The following is a 19,572-nucleotide window of genomic DNA, read 5'->3' as shown; positions in this document are numbered from 1 at the left end:
GTCGCCTCCTTCAAGGGTCAGGTGCCGACGCGGAAGTACCACCGCACCGAATGGAAGAACACAGGCGCCGCGAAGCACATCACCGCGATGCGGTCCAGCAGTCCGACCGCGCCGGTGATCGCGCTGCGGTTGCCCCAGGCGTTGATGCCCGCGTCCCGCTTGAGCGCCTGCATCACGAACACGCCGAAGCTGCCGCAGCCCGCCGCGACGAACGCGGCGATCGCCGCCTGGCCGGCCTTGAACGGCGTGATCCAGTACAGCAGCGCGCCCGCGAGCGCCGCCGTGAACGCGCCTATCCACCACGCCTTCATCGTGAACGAGCGGCTGATCCGCCGCGCCACCGGCTTGGCGCGGAAGCGGCTGGTCGCGATCGCCTGCGCGATCTGGCCGCAGGCCACCACGGCCACCAGGAAGAACAGCAGGAAGGCGCCGCGGCCCTCGTACTTCGGGATCTCCAGCAGCAGCAGCGCCGGCGCGTGCGACAGGCCGTAGACGCACACCATGATGCCCCACTGGATCTTCGAATTGCGTTCGAGGAACCGTTGCGGATCGTCTGCCAGCGCGCTGGCCACCGGGATTGCGAGGAAGCCGTAGACGGGGATCAGCACCGAGAACAGGTCGAAGTGGCGCGTCCCCACCAGCACGTACTGCAGCGGCAGGATCACGAAGAAGGCCATGATCAGCCCGCGATGATCCGCGCGGCGCGTATGCAGCAGCGTGATGAACTCGCGGAACGCCAGGAACGAGAACACCGCGAACAGCAGCGTCGCCCCGACCGGCCCGGACACCCACGCGGCCCAGAACAGGCAGGCTCCGACCCAGACCATGTTGAGCTCGTGCCGGAAGCGCGACCAGCGCGCCTGCCAGGCTTCCTGTTCATCGTCGGGGCGCTCGCGCAGCGACCACAGCACCGAGCCGATGCTCACCAGCAGCAGCGCGCCGAACAGCACCACGAACAGGAAGGCCACCTGCTCGCTGCTGTTCAATGTCTTGAGCCACCTCATTCCTTCCACCCTCCCGGACGCAGCGCCATCACGGCGGCGCGGGCGCGTTCGAGGAAGGCGCGCTTGTCCTCGCCGGGCTCGATCCGGATCGGCGCGCCGAAGGTGACCGTGCACAGGATGGGCACCGGCACGACCTCGCCCTTGGGCATGACGCGCTGGACGTTGTCGATCCAGGTGGGGATGAGCTGCACGTCGGGGAACTGTTCGGACAGGTGGTAGAGCCCGGCCTTGAAGGCCTGCGGCGCGCCTTTGTGCGAGCGGGTGCCTTCCGGGAAGATGACCAGCGAGTCGCCGCCCTGCAGCGTGTCGACCAGGGGCTCCAGCGGATCCTCGTCGGGCGTGGCGCGCGTGCGGCTCACGTAGACCGCGTTGAACACGGCGCTCGTGAGCCAGGTCTTGAGTCTGGAGCTCGTCCAGTAGTCGCGCGCGGCGATCGGGCGGGTCCGTGCGCGCAGTTCGCCAGGCAGCGAGGCCCAGATCAGCACCCAGTCGAAGTGGCTCTGATGGTTGGCGAAGTAGATGCGTTGTTCGGACGTCGGGGGACAGCCTTTCCAGTGTCCCTGCGCGCCGGTGATCAGGCGCGCCAGCCAGGACAGGAACAGGCCGGTGATTTCGGCAAGGACCATGGGGACCGATTATCCCGGACCGCCGCGTCGGCTTGGCGGTTCCACTCAAGTGAGTTGGTTTCGTGAGAAATCACACAAGAACCGGTCATCGCCTCGGAGGGGGTACTCCCCGGACACTGCGGTCCTTCTCCCTATTTCCGTTAGCCAGCAAGCCGATGACGACTTCCCTTCCTGCCCCAGCCCAAGCCCCGGTCCCCGCCCGAACCAAGACCCCGGGCGTGGTCCCGCCGATGTCCGCGATGCCGCCCGATTCGTCCGAAGAGTCACTGCCCGAGGTCGCTGCGGAGGCCCCGCCCGAAGCTTCCGCGGACGCGCCGCCTGCGGCTGCGGCCGACCCCGGTGAGGTGGCAGCCAGGGACCTCGGTGTCGATCCGGACGCGGAGACGCGTCAGGCCGATTCGTGCCGGCAGATCCGCGGCGACGGCACGGAGGAGGACTGCAACCAGTCCGCCGTGTGGCCGTGGATGATCGCGGGCGGCGGGGTGCTGCTGGCCGGCGCATGGAGCGCTGGCGGTCACGGCGGCGCGAGTCCGGCCAGCGACAGCCATGCGACGGCTGCAGCGCCAGTGCCGCCGCCGGCACCCGCGCCTGCGCCGGTCATGGGCACGGGGACGACGGGCGCGCTCACGCCGCCGCCCCCTCCCCCGGAAGCGCCGCTGCCCGCCGCGCCGCGGCTGTCCACCAGCTCGGGCAAGGACACGATAGCCGGCGCGGGACATGTGGAGGTTGCGCTCGCCACGCCGGGCGCCTCGTGGGTATATCGCATCGACGGGGACAACACCTGGCACGCCGGCCAGGGCAACAGCATCGGGGCCGGCATCCTGAACGACGGCGTTCACGCGGTGATGGTCGCGGAGATCGATGACCAGGGCCGCCGCGGCGATGTCGCCACGCTGGCGGTGCGTGTCCACGATGAGGCGCTCGCGCCGCCCCCGACGCCGGACCTCACGCCGCCGGAGGCGCCGCTGCTGCAGACCAGCAACGGCACCGACCTGCTGAACGCCAAGGACTTCATCAACGTCTCGGGGATCGAAGCCGGCGCGAGCTGGAAGTTCCGCGTCAACGGCCAGGGCGACCACGGGCCAGGCGACTGGATCGAGGGTCATGACGGCCGCATTCCGTCGACCGCGCTGTCGGACGGCGAGAACCGCGTCGACGTCGTGCAGGTCGACGCGGCCGGCAACGTGGGCGCCGTGGCCACGCTGGCAGTGCGTCAGGACCTGGACGCCCCCGATCCGCTGCGCGCGCACGTGGCGGGCGGTCATGGCGATCTGGTCCCGCTGACGGGAGCGGTCGCCGTCGACAACCTCGAGGCCGGCGCGACCTGGAAGTACCGCATCAACGGCGAGAGCGACTGGCACGTCGGCACCGGCTCGCAGCTGGCGGCGAACTATCTGGTCGAAGGCCGCAATGACGTGGCGCTGATGCAGACGGACAGCGCGGGGCACGACAGCGGCATCACCGCCATCACGGTCACCCGCGACAGCCTCGTGCCGGACCGTCCGGATCTGGCGACCAGCAACGATCTGCCGGTGATCAACGCGCAGGGCAGCCTGCTGGTCCATCGACTCGAGGACGCCGCAACCTGGGAATACCGCATCGACGGCGGCGACTGGCAGCTCGGGACGGGAGACGCGCTCGCGGCGGGCCTGCTCCACGACGGGAACCAGACGGTCGATGTGCGCCAGAGCGACAAGGCCGGCAATGTGAGCGAAGTCGCCTCATTGGCCGTCACCGTCGACAACGTCGCGCCGGAGGTCTTGCGGGCCAGCGTGCGCAGGCAGGGCGGCGAGGCGGCGGCGGAGGATCACTTGATCAATGCCAGCGGCTACGTCTCGGTGGACAACCTGGAGGCAGGCGCCACCTGGCAGTTCAAGGTCAACGGCGACGACCACTGGCGTCAGGGCCTGGGGACGCAACTCTCAAGCCGCTTCTTCGATGAAGGCGCCAATGCCGTGGAGGTCCGGCAGATCGATGCGGCAGGCAATGCCGGCGCGGCCGGCGCGGTGCAACTGACCTTGGACTCGACGCCGCCTGTGATCGAAGTGATCGGCATCAATGCCGTCTTCGCCAGCGATTCACGCCTGCAGCTCAATGGACAGAGCAGCGTCGAAGTGAAGACCCACGGCAGTGACACCGCCGATGTGCGGGTGGGCGGTGGAGGCTACAACCTGGGTCCGGATGGGGGCGCCAGCTGGGCCGCGGAATTCTTTGCCATGGCTCAACGCGACGCGCCGGTGCAGAGCACCTTGCTGGTGACGGCTTCAGACAAGGCCGGCAACACGTCGAGCCGGACGGTGACCGTCGTTGCGGACGTGATCGCGCCGGTCAAGCCGGACGTGGCGCTGAAGAACGACACCGGCCCGGACCGCTCGGACCGCGTGACGTCTGATGCGACCGTGCAGGTCACGGGACTCAAGTCGGGCGACTATGTCCACTACAGCCTGGACAACGGGCAGCACTGGTCGGACTGGCAGAGCAGCGGCGACATTCCCGGCTCGGTGTTCGGCTCGGACGGCGTCAAGAACGTGCAGGTGCAGGTCGCCGATTCCTTCTTGAACGTCAGCCCGACCAGCTCGCTGCAGTTCACGCTCAACTCGTCGGTGATCTGAGGGCCGGAGGCGGCAGCAGGTCTTCGACCCACGCCCCGCCCGCGCGGGGCGTTTTCATTCTGCGCGGATCAGCGCCGCTGCCTTTTCCGCGATCGCGACCACCGGGGCGTTCGTATTGCCGCTGACCACGCTCGGCATGATCGACGCATCCACGACCCGCAGGCCTTCGATCCCGTGCACGCGCAGGCGGGCATCGACGACCGCCTCGTCGTCGCTGCCCATGCGGCAGGTGCCGACCGGGTGGTAGACCGTGTCGACGCGCTGGCGCAGCAGCGCCTCGATGCCGGCGTCCGTGTCGACGCCGGCGCTCCAGGCCTCCTTCTTCCAGAACGCTTTCATCGCCGGCGCGCGCATCAGGTCGCGTGTGAGCTTGTAGCCCTCGATCAGTTCGCGCACATCCTCGGTGTCCTGCAGGAAGGCCGGATCGATCCTCGGCGCGGCGGACGGGTCGGCGCTCGCGAGCGTCAGCTCACCGCGGCTGCGCGGCCTCAGCAGACACACATGACACGACAACCCGTGACCCAGCCTCAGCTTGCGCGCGTGGTCCTCGACCAACGCGACGACCAGATGCAGTTGAACGTTGGGCGCGGGCAGGCCGGGGCGCGTCGACAGGAAGCCGCCGCACTCGGCGAAGTTGCTGGTGACGAGCCCGCGCCGCTCGCGGCGATAGCGCTGCACCTGTCCGACGAAACGGGCGCTCCCGCGCGCCGAGATGCCCGCGACATCGAGGCAGTCCGACTCGTAGCCGAAGACGAAATCCGGATGGTCGTGCAGGTTGCGGCCGACGCCGGGCAGATGGTGCCGCACCGCGATGCCGTGCGCCTGCAACCGGGCGCCGTCGCCGATGCCCGACAGCATCAGCAACTGCGGCGACTGCAACGCGCCGGCGCAGACGATGACTTCGCGCGCCGCGCGAATCGTGCGGCGATGGCCGCCTTGCAGCACCTCGACGCCGACCGCGCGACGGTTCTCCAGCACCAGCGAGAGCGCCCGCACGCCGGTCTCGACGCGCAGGTTGGATCGTTGGCCGAGATGCGGTTCCAGATACCCGCGCGCGACGCTCCAGCGCTCGCCTTCGAACTGCGTGACCTGATAGACGCCGAGGCCCTCCATGGCCTCGCCGTTGAAATCGTCGACGACTGCGTGGCCTGACTCGCGTGCCGCCGACCGCCAGGCGGCGTGGATCGGCGAATCGGTGCGCAGGTCCCCCACGCGCAGCGGACCGTCCTGTCCATGCCACGGGGCGCCGAAGCGCGTGTTGCGCTCGGCCTTGATGAAGAAGGGCAGCAGGTCGTCGTAGCCCCAGCCGGCGTTGCCGGCCGCGACCCAGGCGTCGTAATCGCTGCGGTGCCCGCGCGTGTAGACCATCGCGTTGATCGCCGACGATCCGCCCAGCGCCTTGCCGCGCGGCTGGTAGCCGCGCCGGCCGTTCAGGCCGGGCTGCGGCTCGGTCTCGAAGCCCCAGTTGTTGAGCTTCGCAGCGACTTGCAGCACGCCGGCGAAGGGCGTGGTCGTGACCCAGCCGTCGCCGCGGCCGCCGGCTTCCAGCAGCAGCACGCGACACGCCGGGTCCTCGCTGAGCCGGCTCGCGAGCACCGCGCCCGCGGAGCCGCCGCCGACGATCACGAAGTCGGCATCACTGTCGCGTGTCGTGCCGTTCCTCGCGCTGTCCCCGGCGCTCATGCGATCTTCTTCAGCAGGCCGAGCAGGCGGTCGAAGGTCGCGCCGTAAGGTGGATGGAACAGTTTGGTGCCGGCGAAGCGCGACTGCAGGAACACCGGCTTGAGCTTGCTGAAGGTGTTGAAGCCCCAGACGCCGTGGTATGCGCCCATGCCGCTGGCGCCGACGCCGCCGAAGGGCTGCTCTTCCTGGCCCAGATGCCAGATGCAGTCGTTGACCGTGACGCCGCCGGCATGCGTGCGGGCGAGCACGTCGTCGCGCGCGGCCTTGTCCTCGCCGAACCAGTAGAGCGCCAGCGGCCGGTCGCTGCCGTTGACATGCGCGATCGCCTCGGACGGATGACCGTAGGGCACGATCGGCAGCAGCGGGCCGAAGATCTCCTCGCGCATCACCGCCATCTCGGGCGTGGTGGCCAGCAGCAGCGTGGGGACGAGGCGGCGGTCCGCGGGGACGTCGTCGTGCGTGGGGCGCAGCGTCGCGCCGCGGGCCTGCGCATCCTCCAGCAGGCCCTTCAATCGCGCGTGATGGCGCGGGCTGACGATGGCGGTGTAGTCCGGATTGCGTTCGATGCGGGGATACAGGCGGCGCATGGCCGCCACGATGGCCTCGGCCAGCGGCTGCACGAGTTCCTTCGGTGCCAGCACGTAGTCCGGCGCGACGCAGGTCTGCCCGGCGTTGAGCAGCTTGCCGAAGGCGATGCGTTCGGCGGTCCGGGCGAGGTCGGCGCTGCGGTCGACGATCGCCGGCGACTTGCCGCCGAGTTCCAGCGTGACCGGGGTCAGGTGTTGCGCCGCGGCCTGCGCGACCAGACGACCCACCGGCGTCGAGCCGGTGAAGAACAGGTGGTCGAAGGGCAGTTGCGTGAAGACCTTGCCGACGTCGGCATCGCCGGTGACGACCGTCATCTCGTCGGGCGCGAAGTGCTGGGCGACGAGCCTGGCCATCAGCGCCGAGGTCGCGGGCGTCAGCTCGGACGGCTTGATCATCACGCGATTGCCGGCGGCCAGCGCCGCGAGCGCGGGCGCCATCGCGAGGTAGTACGGATAGTTCCACGGCGAGACGATGCCGACCACGCCCAGCGGTTGCGACATCAGCCGGTTGCCGGCGGGCAGGAAGTGCAGGGCGGTCGGGGCGCGCTTGACGGCCATCCAGCGCCGGAGGTGCCGCATCGCATGCTTGGCGCCGGACTGGACGGTGAACAGGTCGGCCAGCAGGCTCTCGTGCCGCGAGCGGTGGCCGAAGTCGCGGGACATCGCATCGGCCAGCGCCTCCGCATGCTCGACGGTCATGCGCAGCAGCCGCGCCAGACGGTCGCGGCGCTGCGCGTAGGTCGGCATCCGCTCGCGGTCGAACGCGGCGCGCTGCTGCTCCAACACAAGGTGCAGGCGCTCGTGCAGGGCTTGGTCCATGGGGTGTCTCCGCTGTTGCTCTTGTGGAGACGAAGGCTATGCGCATTCGGGCACTGGGCCAAGCGAAGCGACCCTGGACTAGAGAGGTCCGACTAGCAGGCGGGCGCACCCGCAACGCAAAAGCCCGGCCTAAGCCGGGCTTTGTCTTGCAGGCTCCGAGGAGCCCGTCCGGATCGCCGCGAGGCGATCGCGGTGATCAGAAGCGGTAGCCGACGCCCAGCGTCACGCCCGAAGCCTTGATGCTGTCCTTGTCGTAGTAGCGCATGTAGTCCACGGCGCCGTACCACTGCTTGCTGAACGAGTAGCTCGCGCCGACGCCGTACGAGACGTCGTCATCGCTGTCGGAGCCGGACTGGTTGCCGAAGCTCGACTTGATCTTCGTGTGCACGTAGCCAAGGCGGCCGAACACTTCGATGCCGTTGGCGAAGGCGTACTTCGGCTTCAGGTACACGCCGTAGGCGTTCGAGACCTTGGTCTTGATGCCGAAGGTGTTGTCGTCCTTGACGCCGGCGGCCAGCAGGCCTTCGACGGCGAAATACGGATGCACGTTCCAGCCCACGATGCCGCGCAGCAGGCCCGGCTCGAGGTCGGTCCCGCCGGCGTCGATGGTGATGAAGCTGTAGCCCACCTCACCGTACAGCTCTGGCTTCGGTGCTTGGGCTTGGGCGGCGCCGGCCAGCAGGAGGGCGGCGGCAATGGCGGAAATCTTTTTCATGTTTGCTTGCTCTTGAACAACAGCACCCGAACGGTGCCGGCGCGCAAGGTAGCACCGGGATCAGGGGAAACCCGATCGTCAGTGCCGCGAACATGTCACATTTCTTTCCCGCAGTTGTTGCCGCGCGACGTCCTCAATGACGGAAGTGGCGCACGCCCGTCAACACCATCGCGATGCCGCGCTCGTTGGCCGCGGCGATGACTTCCTCGTCGCGCATCGAGCCGCCCGGCTGGATCACGCAGGACGCGCCCGCGTCGGCCAGCACGTCCAGGCCGTCGCGGAACGGGAAGAACGCGTCGCTCGCCACGGCCGAGCCGGTCAGCGTCAGGCCGGCGTTCTCCGCCTTGATCGACGCGATGCGCGCCGAATCGATGCGGCTCATCTGGCCCGCGCCCACGCCCAGGGTCATGCCGCCGCCGCAGAAGACGATCGCGTTGCTCTTCACGTACTGCGCGACGGTCCACGCGAACATCAGGTCGTCGAGCTGCTGCGCGGTCGGCTGCAGCGTGGTCACGACCTTCAGGTCGGCCTTGGTCAGGAAGTGGTTGTCGGCGGTCTGCACCAGCAGGCCCGAGCCGACGCGCTTGACGTCCTGCGCGTTGCGGCCCTGGTCCCACGGACGCGTGCCGCCCGGCGGCAGCGCGATCTCGAGCAGTCGCACGTTCACCTTGCCCTTGAAGACCTCGCGCGCCTCCGCGCTGAACGACGGCGCCATCAGCACCTCGACGAACTGCTTGGACACCAGCTCCGCGGCGGCGCGGTCGACCTCGCGGTTGAAGGCGATGATGCCGCCGAAGGCGCTCGTCGGATCGGTCTTGAAGGCCTTCGCGTAGGCCTCGGCCGCGTTCGCCGCCACGGCCACGCCGCAGGGGTTCGCGTGCTTGATGATCACGCAGGCCGGCGCCTCGAAGCTCTTCACGCATTCCCACGCGGCGTCCGCGTCGGCGATGTTGTTGTAGCTCAGCTCCTTGCCCTGCAGCTGCCTGCCGGTCACCAGCGAGCCGGGGGCCGGATGCAGGTCACGGTACAGCGCGGCGGTCTGGTGCGAGTTCTCGCCGTAGCGCAGGTCCTGCACCTTGATGAAGCTGCTGTTCATCTGCGCGGGGTACTCGGCCAGCGAGCCGTCTTCCAGGCGCGCGCTGAGGTAGTTGCTGATCGCCGCGTCGTACTGCGCGATGCGGTTGAACGCGGCCACCGAGGCGGCGAAGCGCGTCTTGTCGCTGGTCTTGCCGTGCGCCTTCAGCTCCTCGAGCACCTGCGCGTACTGCGACGCGTCGGTCAGCACCGTCACGTCCTTCCAGTTCTTGGCCGCGCTGCGGACCATCGCCGGACCGCCGATGTCGATGTTCTCGATCGCGTCCTCCAGCGTGCAGCCGGGCTTGGCGACGGTGGCTTCGAACGGGTACAGGTTGACCGCCAGGATGTCGATCGTGTCGATGCCGTGCTGCTGGATCGCGGCGACGTGCTCGGGCAGGTCGCGACGGGCCAGCAGGCCGCCGTGGATCTTCGGATGCAGCGTCTTCACGCGGCCGTCCAGCATCTCCGGGAAGCCGGTGTGCTGGGCGACCTCGGTCACCGGCAGGCCGGCGTCGGCCAGCAGCTTGGCGGTGCCGCCGGTGGACAGCAGGCGCACGTCCAGCGCATGCAGCGCCTTGGCGAAGTCGACGATGCCGGTCTTGTCGGAGACCGAGATCAGGGCGGTGAGTTGGGCCATGAACATTCCTTGGAAGCGGGGGATTCGTATTGCCAAGCGGAGCGCGGAGAACCGGCTCTGCCGGGCTCCTGCGCTCGCCCCCTCGAGGGGCCGGCGGGAGCCGGTAGGGGTGGTCTAGATCAACTTGTGCTCGACGAGCTTGCGGCGCAGCGTGTTTCTGTTGATGCCCAGCCATTCGGCGGCCTTGCTCTGGTTGCCGTCGCTGTGCTGCATCACGACTTCCAGCAGCGGCTTCTCGACAAGGCGGATCAGCATCTCGTGCATCGAGTGCGGCACCTCGCCACCGAGGTCTCTGAAGTAGACCTCCAGGTTCTCGCGGATGCAGGCGTCGATCGGTTTGGGCGTCATGCCGTCAGCCTTCTTTCTTGGTCTTGGTGTTGTTCGTCGTTCGCAGCGGCAGCAGCGTCTTCCAGATCCTCGTCGGTCACCGCCAGGTAGGGCAGCCGGTCATGGTCGTCCGCCAGCGCGTCCAGCCAGTCCGTCAGCGCGCGGACCTGGCCGTCGCAACTCTCGAGGGTGTTCATGCGGCGGCGGAAATCCTCGCCGCCGGGCAGCGCGCGCACGGCCCAACCGATGTGCTTGCGCGCGCTGCGCATGCCGGTCAGTTCGCCGTACAGCGCGTAGTGGTCGTGCAGGTGCTCGATCAGCCAGCCCTTGGCATCGGCGATGCGCGGCGCGGGCAGTTCCTCGCCGGTGGCCAGGAAGTGCGCGATCTCCGCGAAGATCCACGGCCGGCCCTGCGCCGCGCGGCCGACCATGATCGCGTCGGCGCCGGTGGCGGCCAGCACGTCGCGCGCCTTCTGCGGGGTGTCGATGTCGCCGTTGGCGACCACGGGAATCCGCAGCGCGGCCTTCACCGCGGCGATGGTGTCGTACTCGGCGCGGCCGCTGTAGCCCTGCTCGCGCGTGCGGCCGTGCACGGTGACCATCGCGATGCCGGCGGACTCCGCCGCGCGCGCCAGCGCCACCGCGTTCCTCTCCGCCTGGCACCAGCCGGTGCGCATCTTCAGCGTGACCGGCACGCCGCGCGGCGCGCACGCGGCGACCACCGCCTCGACGATCTCCAGCGCCAGCGCCTCGTCCTGCATCAGCGCGGAACCGGCCCACTTGTTGCAGACCTTCTTGGCCGGGCAACCCATGTTGATGTCGATGATCTGCGCGCCGCGGTCCACGTTGTAGGCGGCGGCCTCGGCCATCATCGCCGCGTCGGTGCCGGCGATCTGCACGGAGATGGGCGCGGATTCGCCCTCATGGTTGGCGCGGCGCGAGGTCTTCAGACTGTTCCACAGGTCCTTGCGCGAGGTCACCATCTCGCTCACCGCATACCCCGCGCCGAGCTTCTTGCACAGCACGCGGAAGGGCCGGTCGGTCACACCCGCCATGGGGGCGACGAACAGACGGTTCGGCAGGACGTAGGGACCCAGCGGGAGAGGGCCGGGTGACTGGCCGGGCGGCGGCGTGGACATCGGAAGCAGCAGAGCGGTTGCACAAAAAAGAGGCAGAAGTATACCGCCCCCGGGCTGCCCGTTCCGAGGCCCCCGTCAGAGGGATGGCTGCTTGCGCCAGAGCACGAAGCCCTGCTCGACGAAGCGGTTCATCACGCGGTCCTGCGACAGCTTGTAGATCGCGCGGGCGATGCGGCCCCGCAGCTCGGGGGTGTTGCAACGCGATCGGTGGGAGAGCGTCACGTACAGGCCCTCGCGCGCGATCGCCGGCATCAGCGGCTGGATCGCCGGACCGCCGTTGCGCGCGGCATAGGCCTCGGCCGGCGTGTCCTCATAGATCAGGTAGTCGGCGCGGCCGCGCTGCAGCATCAGGATCGCCTGCTCGATGCTGGCGACCTGGCTGATCTTCAGCGACTGGCGCGCGTAGTTGTCGAACTCGACGCCGAAGCTGTTGTTGATCACCGTCACGCCCTGCTTGGGCGCGAGGTCGCTCCAGCGCTTGTACGCGACCGGCGCCGACGCGCGCGTCCAGATGACGCTGCGCGTCTCGCGGAACGCGGGATGGAAGTAGTCCATGTACTCGGTGCGCGGCAGCGTGAAGAAGGCGCCCGCGATCAGGTCGATGCGACCCGCGCGCATCTCCTCCTGCACGCGGCCCCACGGACCGACGTAGCGGGTCTCGACCGGGATGCCGATCTCCGCCGCCAGCCACTGCATCAGGTCGGCATTGGCGCCGACCAGCTTCTGCTCGTCCGCGGGATCGCGCCAGAGATAAGGCGGGTACTGCGGGTTGCCGGACGCGACCAGCATCGGACAACCGGCGATCGGTGGCGGGGGCGCTTGCGGGGGCGTCTGCGACGATGTCGAAGGACCGGGCGCCGCGCTTGCCTGGGTGGCGGAGGGCGGCGGCGAGGTTTGCGCCATCGCCGCGGTACCGAACGGCGCAGACAGCGCGGACAGCGCGAACGGGGTCGATCCCGTGGGCCCGGAGCCGGCGACGGCCAGGCCGATCAACGCGAACGACGAAACGGCTAGGCGGCGCAAGGACATGGTCTTCAGATAATCCCACGCATGGAAGCTTGGCTGCAACAGATGATTCACCTGATGCTGGAGACCCTATCTCTCCCGCAGGTGGGCTTGGGCGCGGTGTTTGTCATCGCGCTGATTTCGGCGACGCTGCTGCCGATGGGATCGGAGCCCGTCGTGCTCGTGCTGGTGGTCGCGAAGCCGGAACTCTTCTGGCCCGCGATCCTCGTGGCCACGGCGGGCAACACGATAGGCGGCGCGATCACGTGGTGGATGGGCTATGGCGCGGAACGTGCCTACGAGGCCGCCGTGCACCACACGCCGCGGGACCAGCGCGTGCTCGGCTGGCTGCGCCGCTTCGGCGCGAAGACCTGCCTGATGAGCTGGCTGCCCATCGTCGGCGATCCGCTATGCGCCCTGGCCGGTTGGCTTCGGCTGCCGTTCTGGCCTTGCGTGGCCTACATGGCCGTGGGCAAGTTCCTGCGCTACCTGCTCATGACGGCGATCGGCACTGCCATTTTTGAGTGAGCGAACGGATGCTCTCGCCACTTCGGGGGTGACCGCTGGCGGCGAGCGTCCGAGCTTGCACAATCCGGGGACCGACAGGAGACCCCCGCCATGAGCACAACCAGCACGCCGGCCTACGACGCCCTGTGCCAGCGCCATCAGCGCATCCACCGTCTTTCCCATCTGCAATCGATCGCGTCCTGGGACCAGTCCGCGTTCATGCCGGCGCGCGGCGCCCAGGCGCGCGCCGAGGCCCTCGCCGAGATGGGCGGACTGCTCCACCAGTTGGGCACCGATCCGGCGCTGCGCCAGCTGCTCGACGACGCCGCGCAGGAGCCGCTCGACGACTTCCAGCGCGCCTCGCTGCGTGAGATGCGCCGCGTGTGGCGCTCGGCCAACGCGGTGCCGCAGCGGCTGGTGGAAGCGCGCTCGCTGGCCAACTCGCATTGCGAGCACGGATGGCGCAGCCAACGCGGCGCCAACGACTGGAGCGGCTACGTCGAGAACCTCCGCCCGGTCGTCCGCTACGCGCGGGAAGAGGCCCAGTTCCTCTCCGACGACTCCGGCCTGAGCCGCTACGACGCGCTGCTCGACCAGTACGAGCCCGGCATGCGCTCCGCCGACATCGACCGCGTCTTCGGCGATCTGCGCCAGTGGCTGCCCGGCGTGATCCGGCAGGTGATGGCGCGCCAGGCCGACGACCGCGTGATCCATCCGCAAGGGCCGTTCCCCGCCGCGTCGCAACGCGCGCTGGGCCTGGATGCGATGAAGCTGCTGGGCTTCGACTTCGAGGCGGGGCGTCTGGACGAGAGCGCCCATCCGTTCTGCGGCGGCGTGCCGGAGGACGTGCGGATGACGACGCGCTACCGCGACGACAGCTTCCTGCAGAGCCTCACCGGCACCATCCACGAGACCGGTCACGGCCGCTACGAGCAGAACCTGCCGCGCGAGTGGCTGGGCCTGCCGGTGGCCGGCGCGCGTTCGATGGGCCTGCACGAGAGCCAGAGCCTGTCCTTCGAGATGCAGCTGGCTTCGCATCCCGGCTTCGCCGGACTGCTGCAGCCGCTGGTGGAACGCCACCTCGGCCAGCAGCCGGGCCTGGCCGCCGACAACCTGCACAAGCTGATGACGCGCGTCGCGCCGGGCTACATCCGCGTGGACGCGGACGAGGTGACCTACCCGGCGCACGTCATCCTGCGCTACGAGATCGAGCGCCCGCTGATCGAGGGGGAGATCGAGGTCGAGGACATCCCCGCGCTGTGGGACGCCAAGATGCAGGAGCTGCTGGGCCTGGACACGCGCGGCAACTACAAGGACGGCTGCATGCAGGACGTGCACTGGGGCTGCGGGCTGTTCGGCTACTTCCCCTGCTACACGCTGGGCGCGATGTACGCGGCGCAGTGGTTCGCGACGATGCGCCGGGAGCGTCCGACGCTGGACGCGGAGATCACGCGCGGCGAACTCTCGCCCGTCTTCGACTGGCTGAAGGCACGCGTGTGGTCGCAGGGCAGCCGCTGGGAAACGCCGGAGCTGGTGCAGCGCGCCAGCGGCGAGGCGCTGAACCCGGCGCACTTCCGCCGGCACCTGGAGTCGCGCTACCTGGGCTGAAGACTGAGGCCGAATACGTCGGCCAGGCACGTCGGCCAAGCACGTCGGCCGGTCCGACACCGCCTCCCCCAATGGAAAAGGGCACCCCGCGCGGGGTGCCCTTTTCTCCTTGCGCGCACGCGGTCTCTACCCACGGCGCTCCCAACGAGTCGTCGAGGACTCGAATGCCTTGGTCCGTGGGGTCAGGCCTTGCCAGCCGTCTTGCGGCGGCGCAGGACGACGCCCATCGCGCCCAGGCCGGCCAGCATCAGCGCGAGGCTCTGCGGTTCCGGCACGGCGCCGGCGTTGCTGCCGGCATTGACGGTGTTGACGATGATGTTGTCCAGCGAGGTGCCATACCCGTCGCTGCGGCCGACGGCGGCGAAGCGCAGGGTCATCGGGCTGCCGGTGCCGGTGAAGGTGGTGGCGAAGGTGGCCCACGAGGTGTCGGTGTTGTCGCCGACGGTGCCGGTCAGGCTGCCGATGCTCCAGGACAGGCCGTTGCTGGCCGCGCCCAGGTTGTCCGGCCGGTTCGCGTAGGCGAAGCTCAGTGAGTAGCTCTGGCCGGCGACGGTGTTCAGCGTCTGGCTGATCCAGCTGTTGGCGGAGGTGTCGAGTTCGGCGAAGTTGCTGCCGACGTAGGCGCTGCCCGCGACGTTGTTGCGGATCTCCAGGCCGTTCGGGCCGACGGTCCAGCCGACCGTGCTGCTGACGGTGGTCCAGGTGCCGTTGCCGACGACGTTGGATTCGAAGCTGCCGTTGTTGATCAGGTTCACCGGCGCGGCCAGGGCGAACAGCGGGGCGGCCATCAACGGGGCGAGGAGGGCGGAGGTGATCAGGCGCTTCATGGGGCGGGCTCGGGAGTTCGACAAGGGGCGCGCAGGAGCGTCTGCGCTTGTGTCGAATTGTTCGAGACCGACCCGCGGGTGCCATCCCCCTGCACGATGGGGATCGGGATACGTTTCGTGACGCAGTGCACGCCGCCGCGCGACGCGGCGGGGTCAGGTCGTGCGCTTGCCGCCCTTTGCAGGCTTCGCAGGCTTTGCAGACTTTGCGGTCTTCGAGGCCTTTGCAGCCTTCACGGTCTTGGCGACCTTCGGAGGGTTGGCCGTCTTGGCGGGCTTGGCCGCAGGCCGGGCCGCGACCGTCTTCTTCGCGGCAGGCTTGGCCGCCGGCTTCGACTTCGACTTCGGCGTGGTGCTGGTGCTGGTGCTGCCGGCCTGCGCGGCGCGCAGCATCGCGACCTCCGCGGACAGCGCCTCGACGCGTGCCTTCAACGCCGCGACTTCCTCCGCCGCCGGCATGCCCAGCCGCGCGAGCGCGCGCGCCACGCGGTCCTCGAAGATGGCTTCCAGCTTGTCCCAGTGCTGGCCGGCACGCGAGCCGACTTCGCCGGCCAGATCGCTCATGCGCCGCGCCGTGGTGTCGAGGGTCGCCTCGGCCTTGCCGACGGTGGCCGCCCCCTGGTCCTGCGCCTTCGCGAACGCCGCCAGCCCCGCCGACCAGATCTGCTGCGCCGAGGTCTTCACCTGCTCGGCGAACGGCGTGTCCGCCGCCTGGGCCGCAGCCTTCTTCTGTTGCTTCCTGACCATGGGCTTTCCTTGTCGTCGCTCGCCGAGACCCGGACTATAGGCGGCGTGCCGACCCGTGAGGCGTCTCACGCTGACGCCGGCAGGACGCGCAACCCCCCATCGGGGCGATCCGCGCAGGGGTCAGAATACCGGGCATGTCCTTGCCGACCTCCTCGCGGGGCCGCCCTGGCGGCGACGAATTCCCCGACACCGTGCCCCAGGCGCTGGCCGACGCGCCGCCGGTTCCGTCGTCGCTGCAGCCTCTGCCGCCGCTGACGATGGCGGGCGAGTTGCCGCTGCGCAAGGGTGCGTTCATCGACTGCCCGCAATGCCGCGCGCCGATGCGCCATGTGAGCCTGCCCGGTCACCACGCACCGGCCACGGTCGACATCGATCACTGCGAGCCTTGCGGCCTGGTCTGGTTCGATGCGCGCGAGTCGGTGCATCTCTCGACGGCCGCCTGGATCCAGCTGCTGCGCGACCTGGACCGCCTGCGCCAGAGCGACCGTCCCCATCAGCCGAACCGCGCCTGCCCGCTGTGCGCGAAGGCGCTGAAGGAAGTCCGCAACCTCACGCGTTATGGCCGCTTCCCGGTGCTGGAGTGCGGCAATTGCGGCGGTCATCTGCACAGCCAGGCCGGCATGCTGGCCGAGCGCGGCCTGGTCCGCCCGTTGCTGCCCGGCGAGCGCTACGCGCTGCAGGCCGAGAAGCGGCAGCTGCTGTGCCTGAACTGCGGCGGTCCGGCGGACGGGAAGAGCGAGGACTGCAGCTGGTGCAAGAGCCCGTTGCTGATGGTGGACATGCCGCGCCTGGCGAATGCGCTGCGCAGGCGTTCGCCGTCGGAGCCGCTGCTGATGCCCAACGGCGGCAAGCCGGTGGGCTGGGCCTGCCGCGGTTGCGGCGCGCCCATGGACCCGACGCGCGAGACGCGCTGCGGGCGTTGCCATCACACGGTGGTCGCGCCGTCGATGGAGGACCTGGGGCCCTTGCTCGACGCCCTCGAGCACGACGGGCACGAGGCCGATGCGCAGCTCGAGCGCGAACGCCGCGAGCGCCTGGCCTCGTACAACTTCGAGCACCGCGATCCGGCCGGCGGCAAGCACGGCCTGTTCTGGAAGGGCGAGTACGAGAAGCGCTACGACGCGGAGAACGAGCGCCGCGAAGCGCGCCGCGATGGCGGACGCGGGTGGGATGCGTCCGGATGGCCCTCGTCCGGCGAGGGCTCGCCGCCCACGCTGATCGAGATCGCGCTGCGTCTTGCCGCGCTGCTGCTGAAGAAGTGATGCGGGCGCGCACGAGGCGCGCTTCGATCAGAGCTCCAACACCCCGATCGGTTTCGCGCAGGCGGCCGGCGTGCCGCCGCCGCGCACGACGAAGGGCAGCTCGCCCCACGGTCCCGAATCGCGCGGGCAGCCGTTGCGCAGCGTCCCGCCCGGGCAGCCGCAGCCCTTGGTCTTGATCAGCTTGTCCAGCGTCTGCGATTGCTGCGGATTGAGCTTGGGCAGCTCGTGCTTGAAGACCAGCTGCAGCGCCGTCGTCGGCGCGGGCGCGTCCAGCGCGGGCACCGGGCCGAGCAGCGTCGCCATGGACAGGGTTTCCTTCAGCGCCGCGGCGGGCTTCATGCCCTTGGCGCGGCGCAGGTAGTTCAGCGCCACCTCCATCGCCGCATAACCGCGTGCGGCCGAAGCCGTGAACGGCTTGCGGAACGCGGCGCCGTAGGTGTTGGCCACCTGGTCCCAGCGGCCGCGGTCGATCGTCAGCACCGGGCACAGCACGGCGTCGACACGATCCGACAGCGTCGCGTCGAAGTCCATCCAGCACGAGGTCCGCGCGCTGATCCGCAGGCCGGTCTGGCGACGCAGGTCGGCGGCGATCTTCTCGCCGGTGTTGAGCTCGATGCGGCCCAGCTGCAGCTGCAGGTCCTGGTCCTTCATCCGCTCCGCGTTGCTGGAGATGAAGGGGATGCCCGCGACGCGCAGGGCATCGGCGCCGGCGTTGATCTCGCACCAGTTGCCCAGCACGACGTCCACCTTGGCCGCGATGAATTCCTGGGAGATGGCGAGCGCCTTGCGGGCGTCGCAGCCGCTGTCCTTGACGATCAGCTTGGGCGCGGCGTCGCCGGGCCAGGTCTTGAGCGCGAGCGTCATGCCGAGCTGGAGCTCCTCGGCCTGTGTCGTGCTCGGATAACTGCCCGGCAGGATGACGCCGATGGTGGCGGCGGTGGCCGGCGCGGCGGCGCACAGCAGGACGGCCGACAGCGCCGGCGGCAGTGCGGCGCCCGCGACGGCGGCCAGGACCTTGCGGATGTTCATGACGATCCCTCTTCTTCTTCGTGGCCGGGGTAGGGGGCCGCTTGTTGATTTGTCGCCGGGACTGCGTTGTGGCGTCCAAGGCCGAGGTATCGCCTGCGCGGAGGGCGCGCGCACTGGAGGTTTTCCCGGGAGACCCCACGAATGAAAACGCCCCGGCGGGCCGGGGCGGTAAGACGTCACAGTCGTGACAGGAAGTGCGGCATGCGCGCAACGCAAGCCGTACAGCGCACGAAGCTCAGGCAGGCCAGCCCTGCAGCACGAGCTTGCCGCGTTGGCGCTGACTCTCCTGCAGCGCGTGGGCGCGCTTGAGGGACCCGGCGGAGATCGGGCCGACGACGTCGGACAGCGTCGTGCGGATCTTGCCGGCGTCGACCAGCGCCGCGACCTCGGCCAGCAGGCGCCCCTGCGCGGCGATGTCGTGCGTCGCATGCATGCTGCGGGTGAACATCAGTTCCCAGTGCAGCGACAGCGACTTGCCCTTCAGCGCCATCACGTCCAGGTCGTTCGGGCCGAAGTCGTCGATCATCGCCAGCTTGCCCTGCGGCTCCAGCGCCTCGACGAAGCCCTGGAAGTGCTGCGGCGTGTGGGTCAGGCTGGTGACGTAGCGCAGCGGCGGGACGCCGGCCTTCTGCAGCGCGGCGATCTGCGGGGCGATCGGCTCGCGATGGTTGATCACGTGGTGGGCGCCCAGCGCGTGCAGCCACTTGCCGCCGTCGCCCTCCGGCTCGGAGCTGGTGCCGATGACCGTCAGGTGCTCGTACCGGCGCGCCAGCTGGACCAGGATCGAGCCCACGCCGCCGGCCGCGCCGGTGACCAGCAGGCTGACCGGCCGCTCCGGCTGCTGCTGCACCTGCAGGCGGTCGAACAGCAGCTCCCAGGCGGTGATGGCGGTCAGCGGCAGCGCGGCGGCTTCGGCGTCGCTGAGCGAGGTCGGCGCCAGCGCGGCGATGCGATGGTCGACGCACTGGAACTGCGCGTTGCTGCCGGGGCGCGTGATGTCGCCGGCGTACCAGACGCGGTCGCCGACGGCGAAGCCGCTCACCTCCGGTCCGATCGCGCGCACCGTGCCGACGGCGTCCCAGCCGAGGATCACCGGCGTCGTGCCGTCGGCGCTGGCGCGGCGCACGCGGATCTTGGTGTCGACCGGATTGACGGCGATCGCGGTGACCTCGACCAGCAGGTCCTTGGGACCGGGGGCGGGCGTGGGCAGATCGAGGTCGATGAGCGATTCGGCTTCGGTGATGGGCAGGGACTTGAAGTAGCCGACGGCTTTCATGGCGGGACTCCTGGAGGTTCGGATGGAATGGAAAGGGAGGGGGAAGACGGAGGTATCGGGATGCTGTGGGAACGAATGTTGAACCTTC

At 69.5% G+C, this 19,572-nt stretch carries 16 protein-coding genes and 1 pseudogene; 4 read left to right on the top strand and 13 right to left on the bottom strand.

Annotated elements, in window-relative coordinates:
- Window positions 1–17: 17 nt before the first annotated feature.
- The gene (locus ABE85_RS16475) at window positions 18–1,004 is read right to left on the bottom strand and encodes a phosphatidate cytidylyltransferase (RefSeq protein ID WP_067276882.1); all 987 of its coding nucleotides are present in this window, start codon (window positions 1,002–1,004) and stop codon (window positions 18–20) included.
- Window positions 1,001–1,630 carry a 1-acyl-sn-glycerol-3-phosphate acyltransferase gene (locus ABE85_RS16470; protein ID WP_067276879.1) on the bottom strand — a complete coding sequence of 210 codons (630 nt, stop codon included), beginning with the start codon at window positions 1,628–1,630 and terminating at the stop codon, window positions 1,001–1,003. The genes ABE85_RS16475 and ABE85_RS16470 overlap by 4 nt, the downstream gene beginning before the upstream one ends.
- A gap of 239 nt (window positions 1,631–1,869) precedes the next feature.
- Between ABE85_RS16470 and ABE85_RS16465 the strand changes: the two genes are divergently transcribed.
- A complete protein-coding gene (locus tag ABE85_RS16465; RefSeq protein ID WP_157522541.1) occupies window positions 1,870–4,242 on the top strand; it encodes a hypothetical protein in 2,373 nt (790 codons plus the stop codon).
- Window positions 4,243–4,296: 54 nt separating this feature from the next.
- Here ABE85_RS16465 and ABE85_RS16460 read toward each other — a convergent pair whose 3' ends face one another.
- The 7 genes and pseudogenes from ABE85_RS16460 to ABE85_RS16430 form a co-directional block, all read right to left on the bottom strand.
- A complete protein-coding gene (locus ABE85_RS16460) occupies window positions 4,297–5,925 on the bottom strand; it encodes a GMC family oxidoreductase (RefSeq protein WP_067276872.1) in 1,629 nt (542 codons plus the stop codon).
- Window positions 5,922–7,334: pseudogene (locus ABE85_RS16455) on the bottom strand (coniferyl aldehyde dehydrogenase); the annotation flags it as partial. The pseudogene ABE85_RS16455 and the gene ABE85_RS16460, both read right to left, overlap by 4 nt.
- Window positions 7,335–7,527: 193 nt before the next feature.
- The gene (locus tag ABE85_RS16450; RefSeq protein WP_067276866.1) at window positions 7,528–8,046 is read right to left on the bottom strand and encodes a porin family protein; all 519 of its coding nucleotides are present in this window, start codon (window positions 8,044–8,046) and stop codon (window positions 7,528–7,530) included.
- 133 nt (window positions 8,047–8,179) lie between these two features.
- A complete protein-coding gene (gene purH / locus ABE85_RS16445) occupies window positions 8,180–9,760 on the bottom strand; it encodes a bifunctional phosphoribosylaminoimidazolecarboxamide formyltransferase/IMP cyclohydrolase (RefSeq protein WP_067282889.1) in 1,581 nt (526 codons plus the stop codon).
- A 114-nt stretch (window positions 9,761–9,874) separates the two neighbouring features.
- The gene (locus ABE85_RS16440; protein WP_067276865.1) at window positions 9,875–10,108 is read right to left on the bottom strand and encodes a helix-turn-helix domain-containing protein; all 234 of its coding nucleotides are present in this window, start codon (window positions 10,106–10,108) and stop codon (window positions 9,875–9,877) included.
- Window positions 10,105–11,226 carry a tRNA dihydrouridine synthase DusB gene (gene dusB, locus ABE85_RS16435; protein ID WP_082938673.1) on the bottom strand — a complete coding sequence of 374 codons (1,122 nt, stop codon included), beginning with the start codon at window positions 11,224–11,226 and terminating at the stop codon, window positions 10,105–10,107. The genes ABE85_RS16440 and dusB overlap by 4 nt, the downstream gene beginning before the upstream one ends.
- 75 nt (window positions 11,227–11,301) lie before the next feature.
- A complete protein-coding gene (locus tag ABE85_RS16430) occupies window positions 11,302–12,255 on the bottom strand; it encodes an ABC transporter substrate-binding protein (RefSeq protein WP_082938672.1) in 954 nt (317 codons plus the stop codon).
- Between the two features lie 21 nt (window positions 12,256–12,276).
- On the opposite strand from ABE85_RS16430, the gene ABE85_RS16425 reads away from it, so the two are divergent.
- Both ABE85_RS16425 and ABE85_RS16420 read left to right on the top strand, forming a co-directional pair.
- Entirely contained in the window at window positions 12,277–12,759 is a 483-nt protein-coding gene (locus ABE85_RS16425; protein WP_067276858.1) for a YqaA family protein, read from the top strand.
- A 90-nt stretch (window positions 12,760–12,849) separates the two neighbouring features.
- Window positions 12,850–14,346, top strand: a complete 1,497-nt coding sequence (locus ABE85_RS16420; protein WP_067276854.1) for a carboxypeptidase M32 — start codon at window positions 12,850–12,852, stop codon at window positions 14,344–14,346.
- Window positions 14,347–14,528: 182 nt separating this feature from the next.
- Here ABE85_RS16420 and ABE85_RS16415 read toward each other — a convergent pair whose 3' ends face one another.
- Both ABE85_RS16415 and ABE85_RS16410 read right to left on the bottom strand, forming a co-directional pair.
- Entirely contained in the window at window positions 14,529–15,173 is a 645-nt protein-coding gene (locus ABE85_RS16415) for a PEP-CTERM sorting domain-containing protein (protein ID WP_067276851.1), read from the bottom strand.
- A gap of 153 nt (window positions 15,174–15,326) precedes the next feature.
- Entirely contained in the window at window positions 15,327–15,917 is a 591-nt protein-coding gene (locus ABE85_RS16410) for a phasin family protein (protein WP_067276848.1), read from the bottom strand.
- A 134-nt stretch (window positions 15,918–16,051) separates the two neighbouring features.
- Between ABE85_RS16410 and ABE85_RS16405 the strand changes: the two genes are divergently transcribed.
- Window positions 16,052–17,179, top strand: coding sequence for a zf-TFIIB domain-containing protein (locus ABE85_RS16405; protein WP_067276846.1), 1,128 nt, complete (start codon window positions 16,052–16,054; stop codon window positions 17,177–17,179).
- A gap of 27 nt (window positions 17,180–17,206) precedes the next feature.
- Here ABE85_RS16405 and ABE85_RS16400 read toward each other — a convergent pair whose 3' ends face one another.
- Together ABE85_RS16400 and ABE85_RS16395 are read right to left on the bottom strand one after the other, a co-directional pair.
- Window positions 17,207–18,208, bottom strand: a complete 1,002-nt coding sequence (locus tag ABE85_RS16400) for a hypothetical protein (protein ID WP_067276843.1) — start codon at window positions 18,206–18,208, stop codon at window positions 17,207–17,209.
- 235 nt (window positions 18,209–18,443) lie between these two features.
- Window positions 18,444–19,484 (bottom strand): zinc-binding alcohol dehydrogenase family protein, encoded by a 1,041-nt coding sequence (locus ABE85_RS16395; protein ID WP_067276842.1) that lies wholly within the window; start codon window positions 19,482–19,484, stop codon window positions 18,444–18,446.
- Between the last annotated feature and the right edge of the window lie 88 nt (window positions 19,485–19,572).

It is taken from the genome of Mitsuaria sp. 7 (assembly GCF_001653795.1).
GTDB lineage: Bacteria > Pseudomonadota > Gammaproteobacteria > Burkholderiales > Burkholderiaceae_C > Roseateles.
This window is presented reverse-complemented; position numbering and strand designations above follow the sequence as displayed.

What these genes read in the sequence shown, in the direction of transcription:
- ABE85_RS16460 (WP_067276872.1), bottom strand. Translation starts at nt 5,925, where the DNA reads ATGAGCGCCGGGGACAGCGCGAGGAACGGCACGACACGCGACAGTGAT.
- ABE85_RS16425 (WP_067276858.1), top strand. Translation starts at nt 12,277, where the DNA reads ATGGAAGCTTGGCTGCAACAGATGATTCACCTGATGCTGGAGACCCTA.
- dusB (WP_082938673.1), bottom strand. Translation starts at nt 11,226, where the DNA reads ATGTCCACGCCGCCGCCCGGCCAGTCACCCGGCCCTCTCCCGCTGGGT.
- ABE85_RS16475 (WP_067276882.1), bottom strand. Translation starts at nt 1,004, where the DNA reads ATGAGGTGGCTCAAGACATTGAACAGCAGCGAGCAGGTGGCCTTCCTG.
- ABE85_RS16395 (WP_067276842.1), bottom strand. Translation starts at nt 19,484, where the DNA reads ATGAAAGCCGTCGGCTACTTCAAGTCCCTGCCCATCACCGAAGCCGAA.
- ABE85_RS16450 (WP_067276866.1), bottom strand. Translation starts at nt 8,046, where the DNA reads ATGAAAAAGATTTCCGCCATTGCCGCCGCCCTCCTGCTGGCCGGCGCC.
- ABE85_RS16415 (WP_067276851.1), bottom strand. Translation starts at nt 15,173, where the DNA reads ATGAAGCGCCTGATCACCTCCGCCCTCCTCGCCCCGTTGATGGCCGCC.
- ABE85_RS16430 (WP_082938672.1), bottom strand. Translation starts at nt 12,255, where the DNA reads ATGTCCTTGCGCCGCCTAGCCGTTTCGTCGTTCGCGTTGATCGGCCTG.
- ABE85_RS16405 (WP_067276846.1), top strand. Translation starts at nt 16,052, where the DNA reads ATGTCCTTGCCGACCTCCTCGCGGGGCCGCCCTGGCGGCGACGAATTC.
- ABE85_RS16410 (WP_067276848.1), bottom strand. Translation starts at nt 15,917, where the DNA reads ATGGTCAGGAAGCAACAGAAGAAGGCTGCGGCCCAGGCGGCGGACACG.
- ABE85_RS16470 (WP_067276879.1), bottom strand. Translation starts at nt 1,630, where the DNA reads ATGGTCCTTGCCGAAATCACCGGCCTGTTCCTGTCCTGGCTGGCGCGC.
- ABE85_RS16420 (WP_067276854.1), top strand. Translation starts at nt 12,850, where the DNA reads ATGAGCACAACCAGCACGCCGGCCTACGACGCCCTGTGCCAGCGCCAT.
- ABE85_RS16465 (WP_157522541.1), top strand. Translation starts at nt 1,870, where the DNA reads ATGCCGCCCGATTCGTCCGAAGAGTCACTGCCCGAGGTCGCTGCGGAG.
- ABE85_RS16440 (WP_067276865.1), bottom strand. Translation starts at nt 10,108, where the DNA reads ATGACGCCCAAACCGATCGACGCCTGCATCCGCGAGAACCTGGAGGTC.
- ABE85_RS16400 (WP_067276843.1), bottom strand. Translation starts at nt 18,208, where the DNA reads ATGAACATCCGCAAGGTCCTGGCCGCCGTCGCGGGCGCCGCACTGCCG.
- purH (WP_067282889.1), bottom strand. Translation starts at nt 9,760, where the DNA reads ATGGCCCAACTCACCGCCCTGATCTCGGTCTCCGACAAGACCGGCATC.